This window comes from Streptomyces sp. NPDC102437 (assembly GCF_044765565.1).
Lineage (GTDB): Bacteria > Actinomycetota > Actinomycetes > Streptomycetales > Streptomycetaceae > Streptomyces.
In genome coordinates this window covers 1-23,398 of the sequence record NZ_JBIWKI010000052.1, presented here as the reverse complement: position 1 = coordinate 23,398, position 23,398 = coordinate 1, and the positions used below count along the sequence as shown (strand labels likewise).

General features: G+C 70.7%; 20 protein-coding genes and 2 pseudogenes. 7 read left to right on the top strand and 15 right to left on the bottom strand.

What is annotated here, in order from left to right; translation table 11 throughout:
* Positions 1 to 24 precede the first annotated feature (24 nt).
* Entirely contained in the window at positions 25 to 1,272 is a 1,248-nt protein-coding gene (locus ACIRJP_RS36670) for a hypothetical protein (RefSeq protein ID WP_404184092.1), read from the bottom strand.
* Positions 1,273 to 1,521: 249 nt separating this feature from the next.
* On the opposite strand from ACIRJP_RS36670, the gene ACIRJP_RS36665 reads away from it, so the two are divergent.
* Positions 1,522 to 2,247 carry a hypothetical protein gene (locus ACIRJP_RS36665; RefSeq protein ID WP_404184089.1) on the top strand — a complete coding sequence of 242 codons (726 nt, stop codon included), beginning with the start codon at positions 1,522 to 1,524 and terminating at the stop codon, positions 2,245 to 2,247.
* A 43-nt stretch (positions 2,248 to 2,290) separates the two neighbouring features.
* On the opposite strand, the gene ACIRJP_RS36660 is transcribed toward ACIRJP_RS36665, so the two are convergent.
* The 4 genes from ACIRJP_RS36660 to ACIRJP_RS36645 are packed head-to-tail and all read right to left on the bottom strand — an operon-like array spanning position 2,291 to position 7,884.
* The gene (locus ACIRJP_RS36660) at positions 2,291 to 2,458 is read right to left on the bottom strand and encodes a hypothetical protein (protein ID WP_404184086.1); all 168 of its coding nucleotides are present in this window, start codon (positions 2,456 to 2,458) and stop codon (positions 2,291 to 2,293) included.
* A 38-nt stretch (positions 2,459 to 2,496) separates the two neighbouring features.
* Positions 2,497 to 2,799: a hypothetical protein gene (locus tag ACIRJP_RS36655; protein WP_404184083.1), complete on the bottom strand. Its 303-nt coding sequence runs from the start codon at positions 2,797 to 2,799 to the stop codon at positions 2,497 to 2,499.
* Positions 2,800 to 2,848: 49 nt separating this feature from the next.
* On the bottom strand, positions 2,849 to 4,051 hold the full coding sequence (locus ACIRJP_RS36650; RefSeq protein ID WP_404184080.1) for a hypothetical protein: 1,203 nt from the start codon (positions 4,049 to 4,051) through the stop codon (positions 2,849 to 2,851).
* On the bottom strand, positions 4,048 to 7,884 hold the full coding sequence (locus ACIRJP_RS36645; RefSeq protein WP_404184077.1) for an SNF2-related protein: 3,837 nt from the start codon (positions 7,882 to 7,884) through the stop codon (positions 4,048 to 4,050). Before ACIRJP_RS36645 ends, ACIRJP_RS36650 begins: the two co-directional genes overlap by 4 nt.
* Before the next feature lie 218 nt (positions 7,885 to 8,102).
* Here ACIRJP_RS36645 and ACIRJP_RS36640 point away from each other — a divergent pair, with 218 nt between their 5' ends.
* Both ACIRJP_RS36640 and ACIRJP_RS36635 read left to right on the top strand, forming a co-directional pair.
* Positions 8,103 to 8,735, top strand: a complete 633-nt coding sequence (locus tag ACIRJP_RS36640) for a hypothetical protein (protein WP_404184073.1) — start codon at positions 8,103 to 8,105, stop codon at positions 8,733 to 8,735.
* Positions 8,736 to 8,743: 8 nt separating this feature from the next.
* Positions 8,744 to 9,103 (top strand): hypothetical protein, encoded by a 360-nt coding sequence (locus tag ACIRJP_RS36635; RefSeq protein WP_404184070.1) that lies wholly within the window; start codon positions 8,744 to 8,746, stop codon positions 9,101 to 9,103.
* 197 nt (positions 9,104 to 9,300) lie between these two features.
* Here the strand turns inward: ACIRJP_RS36635 and ACIRJP_RS36630 are convergent, their stop codons facing one another.
* The 8 genes and pseudogenes from ACIRJP_RS36630 to ACIRJP_RS36595 form a co-directional block, all read right to left on the bottom strand.
* Positions 9,301 to 10,479: a methyltransferase domain-containing protein gene (locus ACIRJP_RS36630; protein ID WP_404184067.1), complete on the bottom strand. Its 1,179-nt coding sequence runs from the start codon at positions 10,477 to 10,479 to the stop codon at positions 9,301 to 9,303.
* A gap of 13 nt (positions 10,480 to 10,492) precedes the next feature.
* On the bottom strand, positions 10,493 to 11,389 hold the full coding sequence (locus ACIRJP_RS36625) for a radical SAM protein (protein WP_404184064.1): 897 nt from the start codon (positions 11,387 to 11,389) through the stop codon (positions 10,493 to 10,495).
* A gap of 577 nt (positions 11,390 to 11,966) precedes the next feature.
* Complete coding sequence (locus ACIRJP_RS36620) at positions 11,967 to 12,167, bottom strand: hypothetical protein (RefSeq protein ID WP_404184062.1); 201 nt, start codon at positions 12,165 to 12,167, stop codon at positions 11,967 to 11,969.
* Between the two features lie 235 nt (positions 12,168 to 12,402).
* Positions 12,403 to 12,897, bottom strand: coding sequence for a hypothetical protein (locus ACIRJP_RS36615; protein ID WP_404184060.1), 495 nt, complete (start codon positions 12,895 to 12,897; stop codon positions 12,403 to 12,405).
* A gap of 295 nt (positions 12,898 to 13,192) precedes the next feature.
* Positions 13,193 to 14,140 (bottom strand): annotated as a pseudogene (locus ACIRJP_RS36610) (DUF6192 family protein); the annotation flags it as partial.
* A gap of 77 nt (positions 14,141 to 14,217) precedes the next feature.
* Complete coding sequence (locus tag ACIRJP_RS36605; RefSeq protein WP_404184147.1) at positions 14,218 to 14,835, bottom strand: fibronectin type III-like domain-contianing protein; 618 nt, start codon at positions 14,833 to 14,835, stop codon at positions 14,218 to 14,220.
* 179 nt (positions 14,836 to 15,014) lie between these two features.
* Positions 15,015 to 16,160 carry a serine hydrolase domain-containing protein gene (locus tag ACIRJP_RS36600; RefSeq protein WP_404184057.1) on the bottom strand — a complete coding sequence of 382 codons (1,146 nt, stop codon included), beginning with the start codon at positions 16,158 to 16,160 and terminating at the stop codon, positions 15,015 to 15,017.
* 575 nt (positions 16,161 to 16,735) lie between these two features.
* On the bottom strand, positions 16,736 to 17,158 hold the full coding sequence (locus ACIRJP_RS36595; RefSeq protein ID WP_404184054.1) for a winged helix-turn-helix transcriptional regulator: 423 nt from the start codon (positions 17,156 to 17,158) through the stop codon (positions 16,736 to 16,738).
* A gap of 87 nt (positions 17,159 to 17,245) precedes the next feature.
* Between ACIRJP_RS36595 and ACIRJP_RS36590 the strand changes: the two genes are divergently transcribed.
* From ACIRJP_RS36590 to ACIRJP_RS36580, 3 genes are all read left to right on the top strand, one after another.
* Positions 17,246 to 18,067, top strand: a complete 822-nt coding sequence (locus ACIRJP_RS36590) for an NmrA family NAD(P)-binding protein (protein ID WP_404184051.1) — start codon at positions 17,246 to 17,248, stop codon at positions 18,065 to 18,067.
* Between the two features lie 879 nt (positions 18,068 to 18,946).
* The gene (locus tag ACIRJP_RS36585) at positions 18,947 to 19,846 is read left to right on the top strand and encodes an NADP-dependent oxidoreductase (protein ID WP_404184048.1); all 900 of its coding nucleotides are present in this window, start codon (positions 18,947 to 18,949) and stop codon (positions 19,844 to 19,846) included.
* A 103-nt stretch (positions 19,847 to 19,949) separates the two neighbouring features.
* Positions 19,950 to 20,123 carry a hypothetical protein gene (locus tag ACIRJP_RS36580; RefSeq protein ID WP_404184045.1) on the top strand — a complete coding sequence of 58 codons (174 nt, stop codon included), beginning with the start codon at positions 19,950 to 19,952 and terminating at the stop codon, positions 20,121 to 20,123.
* Positions 20,124 to 20,126: 3 nt separating this feature from the next.
* On the opposite strand, the gene ACIRJP_RS36575 is transcribed toward ACIRJP_RS36580, so the two are convergent.
* Positions 20,127 to 20,753, bottom strand: a complete 627-nt coding sequence (locus ACIRJP_RS36575) for a TetR/AcrR family transcriptional regulator (RefSeq protein WP_404184042.1) — start codon at positions 20,751 to 20,753, stop codon at positions 20,127 to 20,129.
* A gap of 94 nt (positions 20,754 to 20,847) precedes the next feature.
* Between ACIRJP_RS36575 and ACIRJP_RS36570 the strand changes: the two genes are divergently transcribed.
* Positions 20,848 to 22,284 (top strand): amidase, encoded by a 1,437-nt coding sequence (locus tag ACIRJP_RS36570; RefSeq protein WP_404184039.1) that lies wholly within the window; start codon positions 20,848 to 20,850, stop codon positions 22,282 to 22,284.
* A 750-nt stretch (positions 22,285 to 23,034) separates the two neighbouring features.
* Here ACIRJP_RS36570 and ACIRJP_RS36565 read toward each other — a convergent pair.
* Positions 23,035 to 23,398, bottom strand: a pseudogene (locus tag ACIRJP_RS36565) (hypothetical protein); the annotation flags it as partial.

Below are 23,398 nucleotides of genomic sequence, written 5' to 3'. Positions count from 1 at the left end.
CCGAAGGCCGGACGGCGGGCAAGATCAATCAGCGGTCTGCTCGGCGGCGATGAAGTGGGACATCGTGGCCTTCAGAGCGTCGTCGGGGCCCGGGCCTGCGGCTCCAGTGACGGACGTCGTCACGAAGTTCGTGGCCGCCAGGTGGTAGCTGACCTGGTACGGATCGATCGTCGTGCCGGGGCGCAGCTGGTAGGCGGTGTGGCGGGAGGCGCCGTACTTGCCGATGGTCAGTGCGATGACCTGTGCCGCCTTGGCGCTGGCCAGGAGGGTGCGAGCCCACTCAATGGACTTGCCTTCGGTGGTGAAGTCGTCGAAGACGATCACCGTCTTGCCCTTGAGCTTGCCCTTGTACTTGGGGTTGATCCGGACGGTGCGGGCCTGTGCGCCGATCGAGATGTCCGCCGTGCTCACCTGGCCCCAGTTCTTCTTCGCCCGCTCCCAGCTGGTGTCCGGGGCCTGGGCGACGCGCTCGAGGAGGTCCTCGCGGTAGTAGGAGCCGACCATCACCTTCGCCTTGGTGAGGAAGCCAGCGAGCTGCTGGCTGACCTTGCCCGGGGAGCTGCTGGGGTAGACGCAGAAGAGGCTGCGGTGGGGCAGGGTGCCGTCGAGGTAGGCGGAGGAGAGCAGGCGCAGCATCAGGATGTCGCGGGCGTCCTGGGTGCCGACGGTGATCGTGCGGCCGCGGGTGAAGATGTCCTGGAGCTCGAAGGTCCGGCCGGGGGCCTGGGGGAAGCGCACGTTGGGAGGCAACAGCGAGCGGATCTTGAAGGAGCGGGCGTCGTCGTCGTGGCTGAAGGCCCAGCAGGGCTCGTCCAGAAAGTGCTCCAGGAGCTCACCGACGCCGGCCGGCTCGTCCGCCGAGAGGGGGCGCATGTTCTTGTTGTCGCGGACGTGGTTGGCCCAGCGGGCGTGGATGTAAACGACGCCAGCGTTGATGCCGGTACGCCAGTCCCACTCCGTGGTTCCCACCATCACTAGCTGATTCGTGCGCAGTTTGAGGTGGTCGGCGACCGAAAGCAGCCAGGCACCGCTGCCGCGGGCCGGCCGGCCGGGGATGTCGTCTCGGCACAGGTGGAGGGCGAGGGCGGGCAGACCGGCGGCCCTCAGGGCGGCTTCGGCATCGATGGAATCGGTCGTGAGCAGCACGAAGGAGATGTCGTGTTCGTCGAGCCACTGCAGGAAGTCGGCGATCCCGTCGTGGGGGCGTCCGGGCGAGCGCAGGACCGCCTTGTAGTCGATCGCCACCGCGCGCACCGTGCTCGTCTCGTCCATCGCCGCCCCCACTGCTGTGCCATGGTCATGAGCTGACCCTCTTGCCATGATCTCAGCCGGTCTGACCGCGCACCTTCGGTTTCCGAATCCCCCGCTCCCGTGGCAGCCGCCCGTACGACTTCGTCCACAACGGAATGGCCGCCACAGGCGTCACACCAGCCTCAACTTCGTTAAATAGCCCACCCCTCTGCTCCGAGCGGCCTGTAGGGCACGAGGGTCACCCCGGCCCCCGGAACGGAGACATGGACGATGGAAGAGCAGAACACCCGCACGGTGACCGTCGAGGAGATCGTGGTGGGACTGGCCCAGCGGCCTGGGACGGAGCCGCCCTGCGCGGACGGAGCCGACGTGCACCGCCGCGGGGAGATGGTGAGTGCCGCATTGGTCGACGGGGCCGGCCATCATCCGGAGGTGGTCCGGTACGCGGCGATCACCCCGGCGGTGATCACCCACATCGGGACCGTGGTGGGCGGGCTGGCCGGCCTGATGGCGGCCGGGCAGATGGCCGCGGCCTACGACCGGCCCCCGCACGCGTCCGCGGTCTTCGCCTGCGCGCAGCCGGGACAGCCGACCAGCGTCCACTGGATCGGGGACTGCAGGGCGTACGGGTGGGACGGGCTCTCGCTCAGGCAGTGGTCGACCGACCAGACGATGGGTGAGTGGCTGCGGATCAACGGGGGCGCGGCGGTGGAGCTCGCGGCGGAGCTCCACGACAACTGGTCGCGGCTCGGGCTGGCCCAGGCCGGGGCGGCGACGTGCCGGCAGGTGCAGGTCCCCTCGGAGGTCCCGTTGGTGCTGCTGGTGTCCGACGGGGTCTCCGACCAGGTGCCCCTAGAGGTGCTGGCCCGGCTGTGTCGCATGTACGCGGCCGACCCGCAGTTGCTCGCGGACGCCTTGGTCGCGGCGGCTGCCGAGGACGAGAGCGGGTACCGCGACGACGCCACCGTGATCGTCCTGCTCCTGGCGGAGGGCTGAGGGCCGCCCTTGTTCGGGGCGGGGAACGGCGGGTCGGGGCGGGTCAGGCTTCCGGGAGGTCGCGGGGCTCGGGTCGGTCCGGCGGTGGGGTGAGGCGTTCAGCCAGGCCGAGTAGCAGCAGCACGGCGACGGCCCCGAGGAGGATGGCCGACCACCCGATGGTCCACGACGCGCTCTGGGTGCGGATCACGGTGGGTGTGAGCACCACCATGGCGGCGACCATGCCGCACGGAAGGATCCACTGCCGCCTCATGCCCGGTTGCCCAGCACGGCGTTGTCGGGCTGGCTCCCGTCTTCGGTGTGATTGTCTGGGTGTTGAGGATGGCTTCGCCACGGAGCGGCCATGTCGATGAGCTCCTGGAGGAGCTGCTCGGCTGTGGCGAGGTCGTCGGCGTGTACGGCCGTAGCGAAGTCCTTCTCCAGATCGTGGGCTGCGGTCCAGTCGGACTCGTACTCGTCGCGGCCGTTGGGGTATTGCTCGCGGCGCCGTTCCTCGAGCCGGTCGACGATGAACTGATAGAGGCGTACGCCGGTCTGCTGGTCCAGGGGCATGTGGTGAGGTCTTTCGGGCTCGGGACGTCTGGTCGGGTCGTCGGTTGGGCTATCGCCTGAGCGGTCGCGCAGCTCGGGCGCGCCGTGCGGCGCGGAATGCTTCGGCGGGATCGTCGCAGGGTCCGGGCGCGGGGCGCCATTCGCCAGCGCGCCAGACGGTGAAGGGATACCAGCGGCCGTCGGGTCCCGGGCGGATCTGAACGCCGGCGGTCGTGTCGGTGAGCGCATCGCCGTCGATGGTGATGGTCCCGAGGCCGACAGCGCGGGAGGAGTGGAGGGTCTCTCGTGCCTGTTCCAGGACGTCCGTGGTTGCTGGGGTGGCGGCGAGGGTGGCGTGGGCGCCGGCCGGGCCGCCGTGGCGGTAGCCGATCATCATCGCCCGCAGGGTGGCTTCGGGGATGCCGGTGGCGCGCTGGGCGGCCGCGAGATAGTCCGCGCCGTCGGGGCTGGCGAGGATCCGGAGGATGTCGGCCAGCTCGTCGTGGGGCGCAGCAGTGGTGTCGGTCAGGAGGGTCCGGGCGCGGGCGGCGGCGTCGGCGGTCATGTGTGCCAGGTCCTGGGCTCGGGGCCCGGGGAGGGGTGCGTCGGTGTAGGTGAGGGTGGTGACGGTGTCGAGGTCGAGGTCGGGCGCCGTCTGTGGGGGGCGGTGGGCGGCCAGTGCGTAGAGCTGGGTGGCGCGCACGGTGCCGTTGGTGTCTGCGGGGAGGGGGCCGGGGTCGGCGCCGTCGACGAGGTCGCGTACGTGGGCGGCGAGGGAGCGGGCGGTCATGCCGCGGGCGCCGAGCAGCAAGGAGGGGCTGTTGGTGAGGCGTTCGGCGACGGCGTGGCCGAGGGCTGCGCTGTGGTCGCAGACGCGGTGGGTCCGGCCGGTGGGGCAGGAGCAGGAGAAGGTGATGCCGTCGGAGGGCGGGGTGATGGAGATGCCGCCGGCGTGGCCGGAGTCGGCGATCGTGGCGGGGATCCGGTTGGCGACGAGGTCGGCGACGGCCTGGGGGTCGTCGGCGAGCCGGGCGGCCAGCGTGTCCCATTGGGTGGTGGTGAGCTCGGGGAGGTGGATCTCGGCCTGGTGGGTGGCCTTCTTCGCGGCGACGGGGGCGCTGATCCTGCCGGGCTGGGTGTGGATCTGGGCGACGGCGCCGTTGCGCGCGAGGTTGAGGCCCTTGCCGTAGGAGCCGGAGCCGTTGGTGGCGAGGTGGAAGGCCTGTTTCCACGCGCCGGCCAGGGGCGCGAGGGATCGGGCGGTGCCGGTCATCGGGTTCCCAGAGTGACGAGGGCGGCGAGTTCGGAGTCGTCGAGTTCGGTAAGGGCGCCTTCGCCGGAGGTGAGGACGGCGTCGGTCAGGGCGCGTTTGCGGGCGAGGAGTTCGTTGATGTGGTCCTCGACGGTGCCCTCGGTGATCAGGTGATGGACCTGGACGGTGCGGTGCTGCCCGATGCGGTGGGCGCGGTCGGTGGCCTGGTCCTCGACCGCTGGGTTCCAGGGCCGGTCGTAGTGGATGACGTGCTCGGCCCGGGTGAGGGTCAGGCCGGTGCCGGCCGCCTTGACGGACAGGATGAACACCGGGGCGGGGTCGGGGTCGTGCTGGAAAGCGTCGACGAGGTGTTGGCGGCGGGCCGGCGGGGTGCCGCCGTGGAGGAAGCGGACGGAGCGGCCGCGGGCGCGCAGGTGGTGCTCAAGGATGCGGCCCATCTGGACGTAGCCGGTGAAGACGAGGGCGGCTTCGCCCCGGTCGGCGAGGGTCGCAGCGAGGTCGTCCAGGGCGGCGAGCTTGCCCGAGCGGCGGGCTAGGCCGGCCGGCTCGGCGTCGTCCAGGGGTTCCTTGAGGTAGAGGGTGGGGGTGTTGCAGATCTGGCGCAGGGCCTGGAGCAGCTTCAGGACCAGGCCGCGGCGTTCGATCCCGCTACTGGTCGTGATCTTGTGCATGGTGTCGCGGACGATCGCCTCGTACAGACCGGTCTGCTCGTCGGTCAGGGCCACGACACGGTGGTGGTGGATCTTGCCGGGCAGTTCGGGGGCGATGCCGGGGTCGGTCTTGCGCCGGCGAAGCATGAACGGGGCGATGAGCCGGGCGAGCCCTGCTGCGGCGGGCGCGTCGGGGTCCTTCTCGACGGTGCCGTAGCGGGCGCGGAAGGCGGCGCGGGTGCCGAAGAGGCCCGAGTTGGTCCAGTCGAGGATGGCCCACAGCTCGGTGAGGGTGTTCTCGACGGGGGTGCCGGTGACTGCGAGCCGGGCCAGGGCGGGTACGTCGCGGAGCGCCTTGGCCGTGGCGGAGGCGGGGTTCTTGATGTGCTGGGCCTCGTCGGCCACGACCAGGCCCCACTGGGTGGCGGCGACGGCAGGGTCGCGGCGCAGCGTGCCGTACGTCGTGATGACGACCGTGGTGTGGTCGAGCGCATCGGTGTCGAGGGTCCGGGTGGTGCCGTGGTAGCGGACGACAGCGGTGTCCGGGGCGAAGCGGGCGATCTCGCGCTGCCAGTTCGTGATGAGGGAGGCCGGGCAGACCACGAGGGTCGGGCCGGCGGCTGCGCCGGCCGTTTCGGCGCGGTGGAGGTGCAAGGCGATGGTCGTCAGCGTCTTACCCAGGCCCATGTCGTCGGCGAGGAGCGCGCCGAAGCCCAGGCCGAGGGTGTGCGCGAGCCAGGTCAGGGCCCGCTGCTGGTAGTGGCGCAAGTTCGCGTTCAGACCGGTCGGCGGTGGCACGGGCCGGGGATCGTCGGGAGCCTGGCGCAGGGCGTCGACGAGGGTGGCCAGCGTGCCGGCGGCCCGTACGTCGAGGGTTTCGCCGTCGAGGGTGAGGGTTCCGGACAGGGCGGCGGCGAGCGCGTCGAGGGAGGGCAGCGGCGCGAGGTGGCGGTGGCGGGCGCGGCGGGCGGTGTCGGGGTCGATGAGCAGCCAGCGGCCGCGCATGCGGATCAGCGGCCAGGCGGCGTCGGCGAGGGCGGTCATCTCGTCCTCGGTCAGCGGGTCGCCGTCGAGGCTGATGTGCCAGCGGCAGTCCACGAGACGGTTCAGGGCCAGGAAGCCGCTGCCGGGGGTGAACTCGTCGGCGCCGTCGTGGGTGCCGATGACGGCGGTGGCGGTGAGCGCGCCGAGCAGAGCGGGCGGCCAGTGGACGGCGAAGCCGGCCGCGGCGAGCGGGGCGGCGGCGTGGTCGTGGAGGAGGGCCAGTTCCTCCGCGGACAGGGTGAGGCGGCGGGGGCGTTCCTGTGCGGCGAGGTCGCCGAGCGGCGGGAACTGGCGGGCGCCGCGGCGCAGCGCCCGGCGTACGCCGGGCAGCACGGCAGTCGTCAGGGCGGGGGTGTGCTGTCCGTCCCAGATGCTGCTCGCCGGCACGGGTTCGTCCTGGTCGTCGGCGGCCAGGTGCAGGACGGCCTGGGCGGTCGGGGTCTGCTCGCCGGCCTCGGGCTCCTTGATGCGCAGCGTGAGCCGGGGAGCGGGACAGGGGTCGGCGGCGCCCTCGATCGCGTCGGCCCAGGCCCACAGTTCGGGTGTGGGCTCGGACTCGGGGGCCGGGGTGCTGGTGAACGGGCCGGGGCCCAGGAGCGGGGCGGCACTGGGGGTACGGACCATCACGTCGGCGACGGCGTCGAGCAGGGGCCAAAGGGCGTGTTCGGGTGCGAGGACCCGCAGGGGGCTGTGGCCGGCGAGCAGGCAGTGGCCCTCGGGAGCCATCCGGGCCGCGGCCTCGGTGACGGCGGCGCGCAGCGCTTCGGTGACCGGGCCGATGCGCCAGCAGCCTTGGCCATCCGTGGTCAGGGCGGGGTAGACGCGCTGCTGGGCCACGCACGCCACGGCCAGGCGGAGAGCGGGCCGCCACCCGGTGACGGAGGGGTGTTCGCCTTCCCGGGGGTTGAGCAGCGCGGGCAGGGCGAGGCCGACGGGGACGGCGATGCCGGTCACGGTGGCACGGCGCGGCATGATGCCGCCGGCGCCGGCGAGGACGAGGTCGCGGGTGACCGGCTGCAGTGGCGGCGGCAAGTGGCCGGGTGTGGGCAGGGGTGTGCCGTCGGGCTGGAACAGCATCCACGCGGCCCGGCCGGGGTGGCGTGCGGGCAGCAGGGTCAGGGCGGCGCCGTCGGCGAGGGCCTGCTCGAGCACGCTGCGGGCGGCAAACAGGTCGGCCGGGCCGGCGGGGAGGGCGGGCGGCGGCTCCTGGCGGTCTGCCGGCGCGGGCGGCATGGGGAGCGCGGGCGGGGTCGGCGCGGCCGCCGCCGGTTCGGTCGCGGCCGGGGGGTCGGCGCCGAGGGCGGTTTGCAGGGCCTTCAGGAGGCGGTCGGCTGCTTCGGCCCGGGCGTGGCGTTTGCTGGGGCCGGTTCCTTCGCCGGTGAGCTGCTGGCCGCGGTGGACGGCGGTGACCGTGGCCGTGAAGCCGGTGGGCGTCGGTGTCGGGGTCCGGTAGTCGGGCCGGGTGATGTGGCCGGCCTGGTGGAACTCGTTCAGGACCGAGAGGGGGTTGGCTTCCCCTGCTGGCGCGGGCGCCTGGGGCGCGGCGGGCGTGTCCCAGTTCCAGTCGGGCACCGCGCGATCGGCGAGGGGGTCGGGCAGTTCGGCGAGCGCGGCGACGAGGCTGGTCATGGCCTGCTGCCTGGCGCCCTTGCGGGTGCGGGCCTGTTGGATGCTGCCGGTGATGTCGCGGCCAGCGGGAGCGAAGGCGGCCTGCGCGACGAAGCACGGCTGGCCGTCGTCTCCCCGTCCTTCCCGGACGGTCGCGGACGGCGTGCGCAGCAGCTGGGCGTGCATGGAGATGATGCTCGGCGCCAAGGCCGGGCTGGCGGCAACGGCCTTGATGGCGGCTTGCCGTACGGGCGCCCAGATCTGTGCTTCGGCCGTATCGAGGAGCACCGTCCGCAGGGCGGCGACGTCGAGGTGCCCCCGGGTGATGCGGCGGACGGCTTCGGCGGCGATCGCGGCCGCGGGGGCGCCTTGGGCGACAGCGCGTTGCAGCGTGCCGCGGAAGGCCTCCGCGTCCATCAGGGACAAGGGCGGGCCCTCGGCGGTCTCGGCGCGGGAGGGCGGGATCTGGGGTCGTGGCGTACGGGCGGCCAGCGCTGCAGGGCTGATGGGCTGCAGACGGTCGATGGACAAAGACACTCCCCCAGTAGCCGGACGCCGTCGCGACCACTCCCATTGTGACCTGGGTAGGCGTCAGGTCCGTGCCGTACACACAGACAGAGTTGTTGCGTATTTACGTTTCGATATGTAAATCGATCACGTCGCCGGGTCAGCCCGGCCCTCTTCCACTCCCCTGATCGCATTCGCTGCGGCCGCTTCCTTGTGCGGCCGGGACGAAAGGTGGCTTCTCCATGCCCCGAGCTCCCCAGCCCCTGCCCGCCACGCCCCCGTCGCACGACCCGGCCTCCGACATGGTCGCCTCCGTCCTGACCGACATCGAAGCCCGGCTCGGCGAACAACAGGGCTGGGACCTTCCTCCCCGCCTGTTCATGCTCAGCCTCCGGCCCCCGCGCGTGGAGGTGAAGTTCATCCCGGAGGTTGTCTGGAACCCGATGGGGATCAACCCCGCCGACGCGCTGAAGTACCACGCCGAGGCACTGCCGCCCGTGCCGCCCCTCCTCGTCCCCAGCGAGGTCCTTGAGGACTCCGTCTTCGCTGTTGGGTTCATGTTCGAGGGGTGGAACAAGCCGACCGACGTCGAACTCCCGCCGGAACTGCGCATGCTGCGGGACAGCGGTGAGCGGGTGAACCATCTCCTGCCCAGCCGCCAGGAAGTCCGGATCGTCCACGCCGTCGATCTCAACCAGCGCGACTTCCACATCGTGCGGGCCCGCGGCGGGCAGCCCCGCCTGTCGGTCGCCGGGCAAAAGGGCGCACCGGATCTGGAAGGAACCATCCCCGTCGCTCTGGGCCGGTTCGTGCACGCCCTCAACAACGGCCCCGGCCAGCAGGCCAAGAACCCGGCGCCCGCCCCCCAGATGTGAGGACTGACATGATCACGGACCCCATGCTGTTCCGCTTCACGGCGAGCGGGCCGACGCCCGAAGCGGCATTCGCCGCCTTCGCCGCCCAAGACCGCGAGCAGCCGCACGACCCGTTCCGGCCGCGCGCGGACCTGTCGAAGGTGACCCAGGTGAAGGTCGCTGACAGCCGCGACCGGCTACGCGCCGACGGCTGCTTCGACGGCCAAGACGGCGGGCCGCTGGGCGAGGACGACGCCGACTGGCTCGCCGACCGCCTGATCGAGGACTACGACCCGATCGTCAGATCCGGCGCCGCCGCACTGCTGCTGCGCACCCCGGGAAACGAGTCGACCTGGTGCTTCTTCGGCTGGAGCACCCGGAGCGAGTAGCCCCCTCACCGCCCTGGCCGGTACCCGCCGAACCCACTCCACACGGTCTGGTCCAGTGCCGTCGTACTTGTCCGCGCCAGCACCGGACCGGCACGCAGCGGCAGGCCAGAACCCGCCCGAACGCCCTCCGACTTCGAGGACCCGTCCATGGGCCTGACCGTCGGATCCCGCGGGAGACCGGCGCGCGGGGCTGTAGCTCAGGTGAGGGTGGCAGACCAGCCGTTCCGGGAGAACGTGGCGGCTCCGTCGGGAGCGATGGTCACCTTGGCGCCGCGGATGGGGAGGTCGCCGTCCATGGCGAGCCAGGTCCGGATGCGGTCAAGCTCGTCCCACAGCCGCCGAGGTCCGCCCTGGTGCACGGTCGGTGAGTCCCTGCGCCCGGCGGCCGTGGCACGTGCCCAGGAGCCATCGGCATGGAGCATGTAGACGGTGCGGGTCCCGTCATCCGCCATGTGCAGGCGGTGGTCGATGCCGGGCACGAGGAGTTCAAGGGTCGAGCGTACGTCCCAGGTGTCCGGGACGTACATCAGCGGGTACCGGCTGGTGGTGACGGACTCGCCGTCGGCGTGCTGGGCGGTCCGCCACAGCGGCGGATTCTCCGGGAAGGTGTCGTCGTAGTCCTCGCCGTGCCGCACGGACATGAACCCGGCCGCCTCCGGCGCGACATGCCCGACGGCGCCGCCGTCGGAGGTCTTGTCCGCGACGATGACCAGCCCAGTGTCGGCGATGGTGGTCACCAGCCGCCCGCCGGATACGAGCGCCTCCAGCCACGACGTGGGCACGGCGGGCACGGCGACGGTGGAGATGATCCGGTCGTAGGTGCCCTCGGGCAGGTCGCCGGTCAGATCGCAGACTTCGACACGCGGATGGTGCCCGGCCACAGCCAGCCGCTTCCGTGCCACCTGTACCAGATACGGATCGACGTCCACGCTGGTGACCTGCTCCTCACCAAGCCGAGCACAGGCCAGGGCGGTTCCGTAGCCACTGCCACAAGTCACCAGCACGCGGGAGGTGTCGGTGATCCACGCCGCCCGGTACATCGTCAGGATCAGCGCGGGCAGCGTGGAGGACGAGGTGGAGCGGCCCGCTCGTCCCCGAACAGGCGTCTGCCCGGCCTCGGCGTGGTCGGCGTGGAGGGTTCCGACGCGGGTGACGAGCGTGGTGTCGGCGTAGGCATCCCGCAGCCACGCCTCGGGGTCGCTCGCGCCGTCGCGCAGCTTCCACACGGCCTCGCCGTCGCTGCTCGTGGCCTTGGCCCACCACCGCGGCACGAACAGGTGCCGCGGTGTGGTGGCCAGCGGCTGATACCAGCGTGACTCGGGCCGGATCACGGTGCCGGCGGCCAACCGCTGTGCTGCTGCTTCCCAGTCCTTCAAAGGGTCCTGCCTTTCAGCCCGCAGAGTTCGGGATGACGCTGTCGTCAGCGGGGCCACAGGTTCCGCCACCGCCCTGACTGTCGTCGTTGGGACCGCAGTCGGGGCCGCACGGGTCGTGGCGGCCGGCCGGGATGCTCGCGGCGACCTGCTGCCACTGCGGTGAGGCGAACACCCGCTCCAGCGGCGTGCCTTGGACGTGCCCGGCCGGAAGGAAACGGCCGATCACGCAGGGAGTCACGGTCCCGTCCGACAGAATCGCGGCGGTCCCCCTCGCGCACCGGCCGCACAGCTCGGACGTGGACGGCAGACCGGCGCCCTTCGCCGCGTTGCCGACGGCGCGGACTCGGTCGACGTGCACCTCCGTGATGCCGAGCCCTTCCAGCTCCGCGCGGGCCTCTTCGACACGCTGTCCGTCCAGCACGTCCACGATGCCAACCCGGACGCGGATGCCCCGGCGGTGCACCTCGATGATGTTCACGCGGGTCGCGGCGTGGGATCCCTCGCGCCCCGTGACTTCGTCGTGCCCCTCGTCCGTGTCGGCGTAGTAGGACGTCGCCAGGGAGACACCGGGCCGCTCGAAGAGCGTCCAGTGGTCGCGGCGTACGCGGAACAGGTTGGAGTACACCCGTACTTGGAATCCTTCACCGAGGGCGTGTTCCACGATCTCGACGAAGTCCGGGTGGAGCGTGGCTTCCCCGCCGATCAGCTGGATCTTCTTGACGCCGAGGGCGGCGGCCTCGCTGATGACCCGCTTCCAGTCCTTGACCGTCATGGTGCCGTGCCCCTGGGTCGGGCCCGCTTTGACGAAGCAGAGCGTCGGGCACGTGAGCTGACAGCGCTTGGTGATCTCCAGCTCAAGGAAGCCGGGGATGAGGGGTGTTGTCGTCGGGGCTTCGGGTGCGATTGTCACGGGCCGTTCCCTTCGGTTGTGTTCCACGGTGGACCGGCTGCCCCCGTCGAAGGAAGGAGGCCGGCCGATTCTGCGGCGCTTCTACTCGGACAGGAGGCCCTTGGCGGTCTTGGCGAGCAGCTCGGCGCAGGCACGGCTTCGTGGGTCAGGACCAGGGAGCGGCGTGGCAGCAGGACGAGCCGGAGCGGCTTCGCGATGGAGCAGTGAGGTGGGCGAGGCGGCGTACGCGGTCTGCTCTGCCGCCACCAAGCTCGTACGGCATCCTCGACCCCAACCCTCCTGGAACGCAGCCTCTACTGGAACGGTACCCGCGCCGCCGTCTTCCCCGTGGGCCAATGCCTGAGCGGGGGGTTCAGCCGTCGGAGCCTCGCCCGCGACGGACGTCGTGGACCCGCCGCCGCTGCGCGGGAAGCATGCGAACCTTGGCCAGGTACGGGTAGTGCCGTGCTCTGTGGAGCGGGCCCGGGCCCGGGAGCAGTGGAACAAGGACCACTCCGCTTGGCACAACTGCTGACCGTGATCCGGCGTCTGGGCGGATCAGCCGAACGCGAGAGGCGACGCGCCCCAGGCCATGCGGTCACCGCGCGTCGTCGTCCGCATCCTCCAGGGCGGGGGGCTCCTGCCAAGTCAAGGTGTCCAGTGGCCGCGGCAGGTTCCGTGCCGCGCCGGGCACGGCCCTCGTCACCGCGGACGCCTCGTCGCTGAAGAGGTCGCCCAGGGTGCCCGGCGTCCGGCCGGGCGCTGCCGCTGCCGGGCTTGAGGTCTTCGTGATGGTCATCTCGTCCCCCTGATTCGTCCCGGGTCGGGCCCGGCTGAAGGCCGGCACACAGACCGGCTGCGAAAGCGTATACAGATTCCGAACTGCGGCCCGAGGAGATTTCTTCGGGCCGCTGGCTGCTTCCCGAGGTCACGCCTTCCTCGCTCCCGACCGGCCGCCCGCCGCTCCTCGCACGCTCGCCCGTGCGCACGTCCGCCGCCGGAAGGCGTCGACCACCGCTTCCGGGCCCGAACACTCACCGCTCGTCCGCCGCTTCACGATCACCCCTCGGAGACCACCAGACCGGTCGCAGCGGCCGACTCAGCTCGTAAAGCCAACGGGTCCGCCCGGTGGGCGTCGGGCCGGAGGCGGACTCGGCGACCGTGCCGACGACGTGGGCCATCTCGTCCATAACCACCATGGTCGGCTTGGGCGGCACCAGGACGACGTCCACGGCCGGTCCTCGCTCACGGACCGCGCGCGCCAGGTGGTGGAGCTCGGCGTGGCCGGGGTGGCGGGCCCGGAGTTGGCCCTCGTCCACGAGCACGCTCACGCGGCCGTCCGCAGTGTCCGCGAACGGTCCGAACTTCTGCCCGGCGGCCTCCGGACCGAGTTCGCGGCATTCGACGGTGTGCAGGGCGCGCCTCAGCACGGCCGCACACTGGTGGGCGTCGGCGTCTGCCGGCAGCGGCACCTTCCCCCGTCCGATGGGGCCTATAAACGTGGCCGGGTCCGGCAGTTTATCGCTCATCGTGCGGTTGCTCCTTTTCCGATTCCAGAGGGTCGGCAAGGTTCAGGCCTGGTCGAGGTGGTGTTCGTACCAGGCGGTCAGCTGGGCGGGGTCTTGCGGGATGGACCTCACCAGCCGGAGGAGCCGTTCGCCGGTGGGCCGTACCTCCGTGCAGGCCAGGGCGGACAGGTCGGTGGTGCGCAGGGCTGCGAAGCCGGCGAGGTGACGCTCTTCGAAGGTGCGCGCGCCCGGGAGGCTGTCGGCGGCGGCGAGGTAGCGGGTGACGAACGGGTCGAGCCCGCGCGGTGGGCGGCGCGGCAGTCTCGATCCAGTCGAGCGTCGCCCGCACCTTGGCCACGTTCTCGTGCACGATCGCGCGTTCGTCCTCGCCCAGGGTGCGATCGCGCAGACCGGGGACCGCCCGGCCCGCCGCGGCCACGAACGAGTGGCAGGCGGTGACGAGATCCAGGAACTCCACCGTCCGGTCGATGTGGCGGACCGCCGGCGCGATGGGGCTGGTGTCCTCGAAGTGCTCGCGGGCCTGCCGACCTCGCTCAACCTGGGCGTGGTTGACCTGGTGGCGGGCGGTGTCGTCGCTCATCGCCTTGAACGCGACCTCGGGCCGACGCAGCAGACCGGTAGTCACCTGGCTGGCGACGTGCTCGTCCCGGGTGAACTCCTCCACCACCCGGACCTTGTCCTGGTCGGAGACCTTGGCCGCCACCGTCGGACGCTTCAGGAAGTCGCTGGTCACCGTCGCGGCGACGGCCTCGTCCCGGGCCAGATGGTGGATCGCGGGAATCTACTCCTGCGGCGATGCCGGACGCTCGACCTGCCGGCCCATCTTGCGGTTGGCTTCGTCCGACGTCCACCGGGTCCTCCCCGCGGGAGGTTTGGTAATGGTCGCGAACCGCTCGGCCTCGCTGTCGATCTGCCCCAGGATCCGATGGACCCTGAACGACACGCCCCTCTGCCGCTTGTCCTTGGGCCACCGAGACGCCGTCCACCTGGCGCTTTCCACCGTCTTGTAGGCCAGTCCGATGTCCTCGGCCAGACGGTGCAGCGTCTCGCGGACCGTGAACAACTCCTGGGCCGGGGGCGCCTGTTGGCCGCCCCGCTCACGCATCGGCACGATCTCCAGCGCACGGTCCCCGATCGTGAACGAGCCCTGCGTCTGCTGTTCGACCACTTCCCGCAGCTCGGCCACGATCTGCTCGTAGCGCCGCTGGCTCACACTTCCGACCTTGTCGATCTCCTCCGGCATGGTGTTCCACCACCCATGCGGGCCGGGGCACGGAACTGGAGCCCGTGACGTGGACACGACCCGCTCATCACCGAGAGTCAGACCGTAAATACGCTGATCGCAACGAATGACCGCAAGTGACCGCGTTCTGAACGAAAATGGACTGAGGATGCGTTCGCGATGCGGTCGATGGTGTAGTCGCCGCCCTCCAGCACCCAGCGGTCGACGCGGACGTCCCAGTACGCCAGGTCGGCTCGGCGCACGGTGAGTTCGACGGTCTTCGTCTCCCCCGGTTCGAGGGCGACGGAGGCGAACGCTTTGAGCTCGCGGGGCGCGCGCTGCACGGCCGAGCCGGTGAAGGACGTGTAGACCTGCACGATCTCGCGGCCGGCGACCTCGCCCGTGTTCGAGACCGGCACGGTGACGACGACGTCCCCGTGGTCATTCACCGAGGCCGTCGCCTCGCCGTACGAGAACGTCGTGTACGACAGGCCGTGACCGAACAGGTAGGCGACCTCGAGGCCCTTGGCGTCGTACCAGCGGTAGCCGACGAGGAGCCCCTCGCCGTAGCGGACGTGCTCGAACTCGCCGGGGAAGTTGCCGTACGACGGGTTGTCCTCGAGACGCAGCGGGATGGTCTCGGTGAGCTTGCCCGACGGGTTGACGACGCCGTACAGCACGTCGGCGGTCGCGCCGCCGCCGGCCTGACCAAGCAGCCACCGCGGCGGCGTGCATCCGGGCGAGGTGCTCCGCCCAGGTGTGCCGCCGCTCGCGCCTGGCTGAGGCTTGGCTGATCACACACGGAGGGGGTACCTCGATGGGGCGGTTCAAGCCCAAGAAGCAGCGGCGTGACCGGCGGCTGGCCGCCTACGTGGTCGTCCTGCCCCGCTGCCGGCTACCGCTTCGCCGGAGCCGTGCCGCAGAACTCCGCCTCGATCAGCTTCTGGGTGTCACCGGTCCAGTCGGCGTTGAAGTTCGCGGCGAGGGAGTGCTCCCCGTCCCGGGTGACCTGGGCCTCGGAACCGGACCCGTGGATGCCGCCGCCGTGCCCCCAGACCTCCTTGCCGCAGCTCAGCTTCTGCCGCATGAGACCGAGCCCGTAGCCGACGCCGGGCAGTTCGGGAGAGATCTGGACGGTGTCGGTCATCTCCTTCATCTCGGCCGCCGGAAGCAGCCGGCCCTTGAGCAGCGCACGGTAGAAGGTCTGCAGGTCGTTCGTATCGGAGACCATCTCGCCGGCGGCGCCGGCGATGCTCGGATTGAGCTCGGTGACGTCGTACGTGGGCCCGCCGGTCTCGCGGGAGAGCTTGGAGTAGGCGCGGGAGTTCGGCTCGGGCATTCGGGACTCGGTGCCTGGCACGGAAGTGGCGCGCAGCTTGAGCTTCTTGACGATCCGGTTCTCGATCGCCTTGCCGTAAGGACGTCCGGTCACCTTCTCGACGACCATCCCGGACAGCACGAAATTGGTGTTGGAGTAGTTCCAGTCCGTCCCGGGGGCGAAGTCGGGCTCGTGCGCCATCGCGACGGCGACGAGCTGCTTCGGGGCCCAGGTGTCGTAACGGTGCTGCAGGAAGCCGGGCCCGAAGACCTTCTCCTGGAAGGCCGGGTCCTCGGTGTAGCTGTAGATGCCGCTGGTGTGGTTGAGCAGCTGGCGGACGGTGATCTTCCGCCCGTCGTGCCCGTGCCCGCGCACCACACCGGGCAGCCACTTCTCGACCGGGTCGTCGAGGTCGAGCCGGCCCTCGGCCTGGAGCTGGAGCAGGACAGTGGCGGTGAAGGTCTTGGTGATGGATCCGACCCGGAAACGATCGCCCCCCTTCCGCTCCCCCGCGGTGCCGACCCAACGGGCCTTTCCGTCACGGGCCTGCGCGACGGCCCCGGGCACGCCCTCGGCGACGGCCGCGTCCAGGGCCTGCTGGGTGGCGGCGTGGGACGGCTTGGCCGGCGGCGCGGCGACGGCGGGCGCGGCGAGCGCGGTGGCGGTGATCCCGGCGACGAGTCCGGCGGCGAGGAGGGTACGGAAGGTACGTGCGGCTGACATGCGGGCTCCCGTGATCGTGAACTGCGGTCACCGGAGGGGACCGCGAGAGGCGAGCGGCGGGTTGAGCCCGGTCGTGACGGTTGAGCCGTTTTCAGCCGTGCGCCGGATCGGTCAGGTGCGAGCGACCCAACGCGGGTCGGTCGCGCCAGAGTTGCAGTCCGATGCCGACCAGCTCGGCACGGTCGAGGGAGTGCACGGGACTCGAGCGGATGCCAGGCGGCGAGATCGGTGGACCCGTCGGTCTCGTCGCTGAGCATGGCCAACAGATGCCAGACAACGGCCGATTGTGTGCGGTCTGGCGCCGTCGCCAGCAACGCGACGCGGGCAGCACGTGGAATTCTTGGCCGTTGTCACAGTGCCGGATCAGGAGGATCCGACCCGCCTGATCCACTACGACAGCGCGGGCGCTGACCCGCGGTTCGGCGGCGCGTGCAAGTCGGGGTGTGACAGTGCGTGATCGTTCATCCGCGCAGCCTATGGGGCGTACGGCTGCCGAGGGTATCTAGCTGCCGGTCATGACGTTGTTGACAGCACCCTGTCGACAGGTGTCCGGTATGCGGCGGTAGCTGCTCGCGTTAGCGGATGTCGTGGTCGGGGTGGGCCCGGTCGTATGCCCGCCGTGCCTCAGCAATGACGGCACGGTGGGCAAGGGACCAGTCGGCGAGTGCCTTGACCAAGTGGGTCAGGCCGGCCCCGGTCTCGGTCAGACGGTAGTCAACCCGGGCTGGCACGGTCGGATACACGGTGCGCAGCACGAGGCCGTCTCGTTCGAGCCTGCGCACGGTGAGCGTGAGCATGCGCTGCGAGATGCCGTCGATGGCGCGCTGGAGTTCGCGGAAGCGGCGTGGTCCGTTCGCGAGTTCAACGATCACGAGCACCGACCACTTGTCCCCGATGCGGTCCAGGACATGGCGGATGCCGCAGTCGGGATGCTCCTCGCGCCCGCACGGGTTGAGGCCAGCGGGGGTGGTGGTTACCTCGGTGTGCGTGAGTGACATGAAACTGCCTTCTTGTGGCCGGTGGGTGTGCGGTCGAGGATCAAGCGTAGTTACTGATGAGAACCACGACGGAAGACTGCGACTGACATGATCTTGGTGACTGGAGCGAACGGGAGCCTTGGCTCGGCCACTCTTGCGGCGCTGCGCGCCCGTGGCGCCGCTGCGGCGGGCGGCAGCCGCACGCCCGGCGAGGGGATGCGGCGTCTCAACTTCGATGATCCTGTGAGCCTCGACCTTGCTGGGGTGTCCACGCTGGTGCTGATCTCCGCCGGCTATGCCGAGGACGACCGGGTGGTCGGGCGGCACACGGCGGTCCTGGACGCCGCCGTCAGGGATGGCGTCCACCACGTCGTCTACACGAGCCTGACCTCTGCTGGCGATCATCTCGGTTTCGCGCTGGCACACCGTGCGACCGAGCGCCTGGTGCGGGCGAGCGGATTGCCGTGGACGATCCTGCGCAACGGCCTGTATGCCGAACTCTTCGGCGCTCTCCTGATGTGGGCCGACGACGGTGTGGAGTCCGCGTTCGGCGACGGTGCCCTGGCCGCGGTCGCGCGAGAGGACTTGGCCGATGCCGCGGCGGTCGTTGCGGCAGATCCGGCACGGCACAGCGGACGCATCTACAACCTCGTCGGCACACCGATCACGGCAACGCAGGTGGCCGAACGGCTCGGGGTCCCGCACCGCACCATCAGCGTGGGCGAGTACCGGCGCAGGCTCCTCGACGAGACACCGGGGCTGCTGCCGTTCCAGCCGCCGATGCTCGCCTCGATCGCCACGGGCATCCGGCACCGCTTCCTGGACGACGCCTCCCCTGACCTCGCCGGCCTACTCGGCCGCCCAGCCCGCGATCCCCTGGCCACGGCCGTCGCAGTCGCTTCAGTCACGAGACCGGGAGCAACCGTTTAGCATCGGGCGCCACGCGCTCGGCAAGGCGGGGTTCGGAACGGCCAAGCCGGACCAGATCGGCTGAGACAGCGGCCGGCATTCACCCGCCCGAAACCACATCACTTGAGATTCCCGGGGTCTCCACGTCTCAGCCGAACTGGTCGCCCCAGGTCAGGAGCCCCAGTCGGAGCCAGTCGCCGGTGGAGGCACCGTCGTTCGCCCAGGCTGACCAGAGGGCTGCGCCCCTGGCGCGAGGGCGTGCCTTGCGCCAGGGGTGCGGTCGGAAAAGGGCTGCCATGAGCGTCAGCGCAGGGCGTAGGCCCGGATCAGGGTCTGCTCGATCTTGCTGCCGTTGGTGTCCTGTGCCTTGACGCGCAGGGACATGTAGCCCTTTGCCGGGTTGTGGACGGACACCTTGTATTGGCCGTCGCTCTTGGTCCTGGGCGGAGCGGATGGCCCACCCGGGGACCGGCCGCGCGGTGTCACCGACCGTCGGGGATGGATGAAGCGTCTTGAATCGCATGGGCCGATCTTCCTTGCCCGGCCGGCGCCAGGGATCGGCCTGAAGCGGTATCTGATGATCACCCCTGCGAGGGGCGTCGAGTCCTCCGCGGGGAGGGCGGCCGCGGCTCCGGACGGGTTTCGATGGCAGGGATGGCCTGCTACAAGCCACGCGAATGGCTGCCTCGCGGGCACCGGCTTCACCCTGGAGGGCTGACCGGCATCACGCTTTCAAACCCAGTAGCTGCATAGGCTCGACACCAATGCGGCTGAGACCACGAGCGACCTCTGTAGGGGATCCCGAGGTCGACACTGCTGCCTGCTCTGGGTTTCCGGCCCGTACCTCCCGGTCGGCCGGACTGAGTGAGAGGACGGAGATCTGCTGTGAAGGCGTGCGGAGTGTCCAGGGCCGAGAAGGAAGTCGCCCTGCTGGAGTTGCCCGAACCGTCATATCCCGGGCCCGGTCAGATCCTGGTGTCGGTTGAGGCGGCCGGGGTCGGCCCGTGGGACCAACTGCTGAACGGCGCTGGCTGGGACGTGGGGCTGCGCCCCCCGGCGGCGCTGGGAGTGGAGGGCGCGGGCAAGGTGCTGGCCGTCGGCGCGGGTGTCACCGGGTTTGCCGTAGGCGACCGGGTGCTCGCACACGAGGCCCCGCTGCCCGGGGGAAGCGGCTTCTGGGCCGAACGCGTTCTGATCAACGCGGATCACGCGGCAGCCTGCCCACCCGGGCTGGACGCCGTGCACGCGGCGGCGCTGCCGGTCAACGGACTCACCGCGTTGCAGGCCCTGGGGAAGCTGGACCTCAGCCGAGGACAGCGGCTCCTGATCACCAACGGAGGCGGGGCCACCGGAGCCCTGGCCATCCAGCTCGCCGCGGCCGAGGGCATCGAGGTGACCGCGACCGCGTCTGCTGCCGCCGCAGAGCGCCTGCTCCGTCTGGGAGCGATGGAGGTCGTCGACTACCACGACCCGAACTGGTCGGCCAAGGTGCGCGGCGGGTTCGACGCCGCCCTCGTCATCGCCACCAGCACGGCGGACGCCGCCCTGCCTTTGGTGCGGGACGGCGGCCGACTGTGCTCCCTGACCTCGGACGCGCCTCCGGAGGAACGAGGCATCACGAGTTGGAACCTCTACGTCGAGCCCAACGCCGCGCAGCTTGTCCAGCTGGCGGAGCAGGCCGCCGCGGGAACCTTGAAGCTCGCACCGGAAGCCCTGCCGCTGAGCGAGGGACCGGCTGCGTTCGCCCGGGTGGTTACCGGACGGGCCGGCGGTAAGAAGATCGTGCTCACGCGAGCATGACCCGACCGGGCACCGTCCGATCCCGATGCTGGGCCACGGTGCCCGCCAGGCGCGATCGAGAAGTCGTCGGGCTGAGACAGGAAGGTTCACCAGGCCGCAGCCGGTGGAGCGGGTTGCCGAGCCGATTAGACCGACCGTGCTGTTCTGGTCGGACATCAACCCGTACGGCACCTTCCGCCTCGACATGGACAAGCGGCTCGACTTGGCGCCCATGGCCATTCCCGCCTGGGAGGCCGCCGCAGCCGAAGCGGCACGGGCCACGCGATCAGCACCATGAGTGTCAGACGGCCTTTCGGGGGCGGGTGGTGTGGAGGCGTTCGACCAGATGCGCGTGCAGGACGTCCTCGGCCTCCTCTGCGGTCAGGTGGCCTATGAGTACGTGGCTGGTGAGGCCGTCGGCGAGGGCGAGCAGGGTGCGAGCCTCGCGCTGCGGGTCGGGCGGCGCAGCGCCTTCGTCGGCCGGGACGCTCTCGGTGGCCTCCGTGATGAGGCGGGCGAGGAGGTCCTGGAGGGCCGCGTAGCTGGTTCTCAGCGGGCCGGCGAGCGGCTCGCTGACGGCGGCCTTGGCGACGAATGCGAGCCAGACTCGTGCTTCGGCGCGGTGTTCTTTGCGGAGCAGGGCGATCTCGGTGGCCACGTGCCCCAGGGTGGTGCCGGCCGACTGGGCCGGGCTTCGGGCCAGCCGGGCCCGCGCACGTTCGGTGATGCGTTCGCCAACGTGGTCGACGGCGAACAGGAGCATCTCCTCCTTGTTGCGGAAGCAGCGCTGAACGGCACCCACGGAGACCTGCGCGCGGGCGGCGACGTCGCGCATGGTCACTCCCTCCGGCCCGTGTTCGTCGGCGAGGAGGCAGACGGCCTCGGCGATCTGGCGGCGTCGGCCGTCGTAGTTCACCTGCTTGGGCATGTTCGGCCCCTCCTTATTCCAATACGATCGTATCGCTTCCGAGGTATGGTTCCGATACAAGCACGCCGTCATGTGGATGGGGAGCACAAGGATCATGCAAGACGCTCTGTGGAAGCTGCCAGCCGCCGCCCAGGCGGCGGCGGTCCGAGGCGGAGAGATATCGGCGGTCGAACTGGTCGACAGCCACCTGGAACGCATCGCTGAGGTCAACCCGCAGGTCAACGCGGTCACGCAACTGTTGGCCGAGCGCGCCCGTGAGGCCGCCGCGCAGACGGACCGGCGGCGGGCTTCGGGTGAAGAGCTCGGGCCGCTGGCCGGCGTGCCATTCACGGTGAAGGAGTCCACCGCAATCGAAGGCGTGCCGACCACATTCGGAACGGCGCGCTTCCGCGACCTGGTGGCGCCTGCAGACGCGCTGCCGGTGGCTCGGCTCCGTGCGGCCGGAGCCATACCGATCGGGCACAGCAATATGCCCACGCTGATCCTGGCGGGGATGCACTCTCGCAGCGAGTTGTTCGGCGACACCGTCAACCCATGGGACTCGAGCCGGACCCCAGGAGGCAGCAGCGGTGGCGACGGGGTGGCCGTGGCCACCGGCATGGCCGCGCTCGGACTCGGCAACGACTCCGGTGGATCAGTACGGATCCCGGCCTCGTTCTGCGGCGTGGCGGGGCTGAAGCCGACCGCCGGGCGGTTCCCCGCCGACCACCGCGTCCTCGGCCCGGACGACCCCGGACCGGCCTCACAGATGCTGGTCACCGACGGACCCCTGGCCCGCAGGGTCACCGACCTGCGACTGGCATACGAAGCGCTGGCCGGGACCGACCCGCGGGACCCGCGGGCCGTACCGGTGCCCGTCCACGGCGATCCGCTGCCGGGGCGGATGAAGGTCGCAGTCGTTGCCGACCCCGGCGGCCACGGCGTCCACCCCACGGTCCGCGAGGCTGTTGCAGCCGCGGCCGACGCGCTGCGCGACGCCGGGTACGACGTGCGGGAGGTGGCGGACGTTCCGCGGCTGGACGAGGCACTCGAGGCATACGGCCGGATCACCGTGACCGAGTTCGCCGAGACCTGGCCAGTGGTGCGAACACTGCTCGGCGAGGGCGGAGACCGCTACATCGAGATGGCGATGGAGAAGACTCCGCCCGCGACCGCCGCGGAGTTCATGAAGCTGATGGGAGCCTGGCTGGGCATCCGCCGTTCCTGGGCCGAGTTCCTCGACAAGTACCCACTGCTGCTCGGACCGGTGTTCACCGAGCCGCCTGTCGAGCCGGGTCTGGAGTCACGCGACAGAGCGGGACACGAACGGGTCGGCGCGGGCATGCGCCTGTGCACGGTGACCAGCTTCGTGGGCGTGCCCGGGGTCGCCGTACCGACCGGAGTGACCGACGGGCTGCCGTCCGGCGTGCAGATCATCGGGCGCGCGTTCCGGGAGGACCTGTGCCTGGCCGCCGCCCAGGAGGTCGAGGACCGCCTCGGCGTGCTCACACCGATCGACCCACGCTCTGAAGTCCCGACTGCCGCACGGTAGGCGGTGCTACCGCACCGAGCAGCAAGAGGGTCAGGACCGGCCGGGCGGCAAGGAGAGGCAAGCATCCGGGGAGTCCCGACCGCAAAACCTCCTTCCCGGCCGGCCGCATCGACTTCATCGGCTACTGCCGCACATCGACGGCCGACCAGAACCCTGATCATCAGATCGACGCGCTTCTCCGCCACGGCGTGGACCGACAACATCATGTGTGCGGCATCCCGTGAGTTCTCCCGAAGCTGCCGCGACGTGACAAGTAACTCAGCGTGTCGTTAGGGCTTCGGCCCCTACGCGGGGTTCAGGTACTTCGCCACCGGTGAGCGCGGCGAAGTCGGCGCCTACCGGCGGGGGTTCGGCGCGGGCGGGCAGATCGGAGCGGACGGTCAGCCTCACCCGGGTGTCCTCGTAGGCCGGGGTGAGGTCGACCTGCTGGCCGGGTGCGTCCTTCGCGGCGTTGCCCAGGGCCTCCTGCGCGACGCCGCGAAAGGCACAGTGACACGTCCTGGGGCAGCGGGCGCACCGTGCCGGTGACCTCGGCGTGCACCGCGCCGGTGTGGCGTTCCCGGAAACCGTCTGGGCGCGCACTGCCTCCGGCAGCGGCGGGGTGTCCGCCCGCAGTGCGCGGGGGCTGGCAGACGAGCCTCAGGTCGCCATATGTCGGATGAACTCACGTGTGACTTCTGCGGCTCAGCCTCGCCGCGTGACACACGAACGCGTGTCCACCCTCACGGGGGAAGGCCCAAGGCCGGGTAGTTAGCGTTTTCGCAGGTCACGCAAGGGGTTCGTCATCGGTGTGATTGCCGCGTAGCGGCCGGTGCGGACTCTCTTGATCATTCCTCTCTCGGTCCAGCGAGCGAGTTGTCGATAGGTGGCGACGAGGGTGATGTCGCCGAGGAGCTCGGCGATCTCCCTTGAGCGCCAAAGCCGTTCGGGTTCTGCCTGCAGGATGGCCAGGACACGTGCCATGCGGCTGCTGGTCTTGCCGTTGCCGGTGTTCTCCCGGACGGTCGTCGCGGGCAGTGCGGGCTCCGGCGATGGGGGCGGCAGGAGAGTGATCGTCGTCGAGGTCACGACCTTGCTGCCGTCGGGGCGGCCGTCCAGTTTCCTTTCCGCGTAA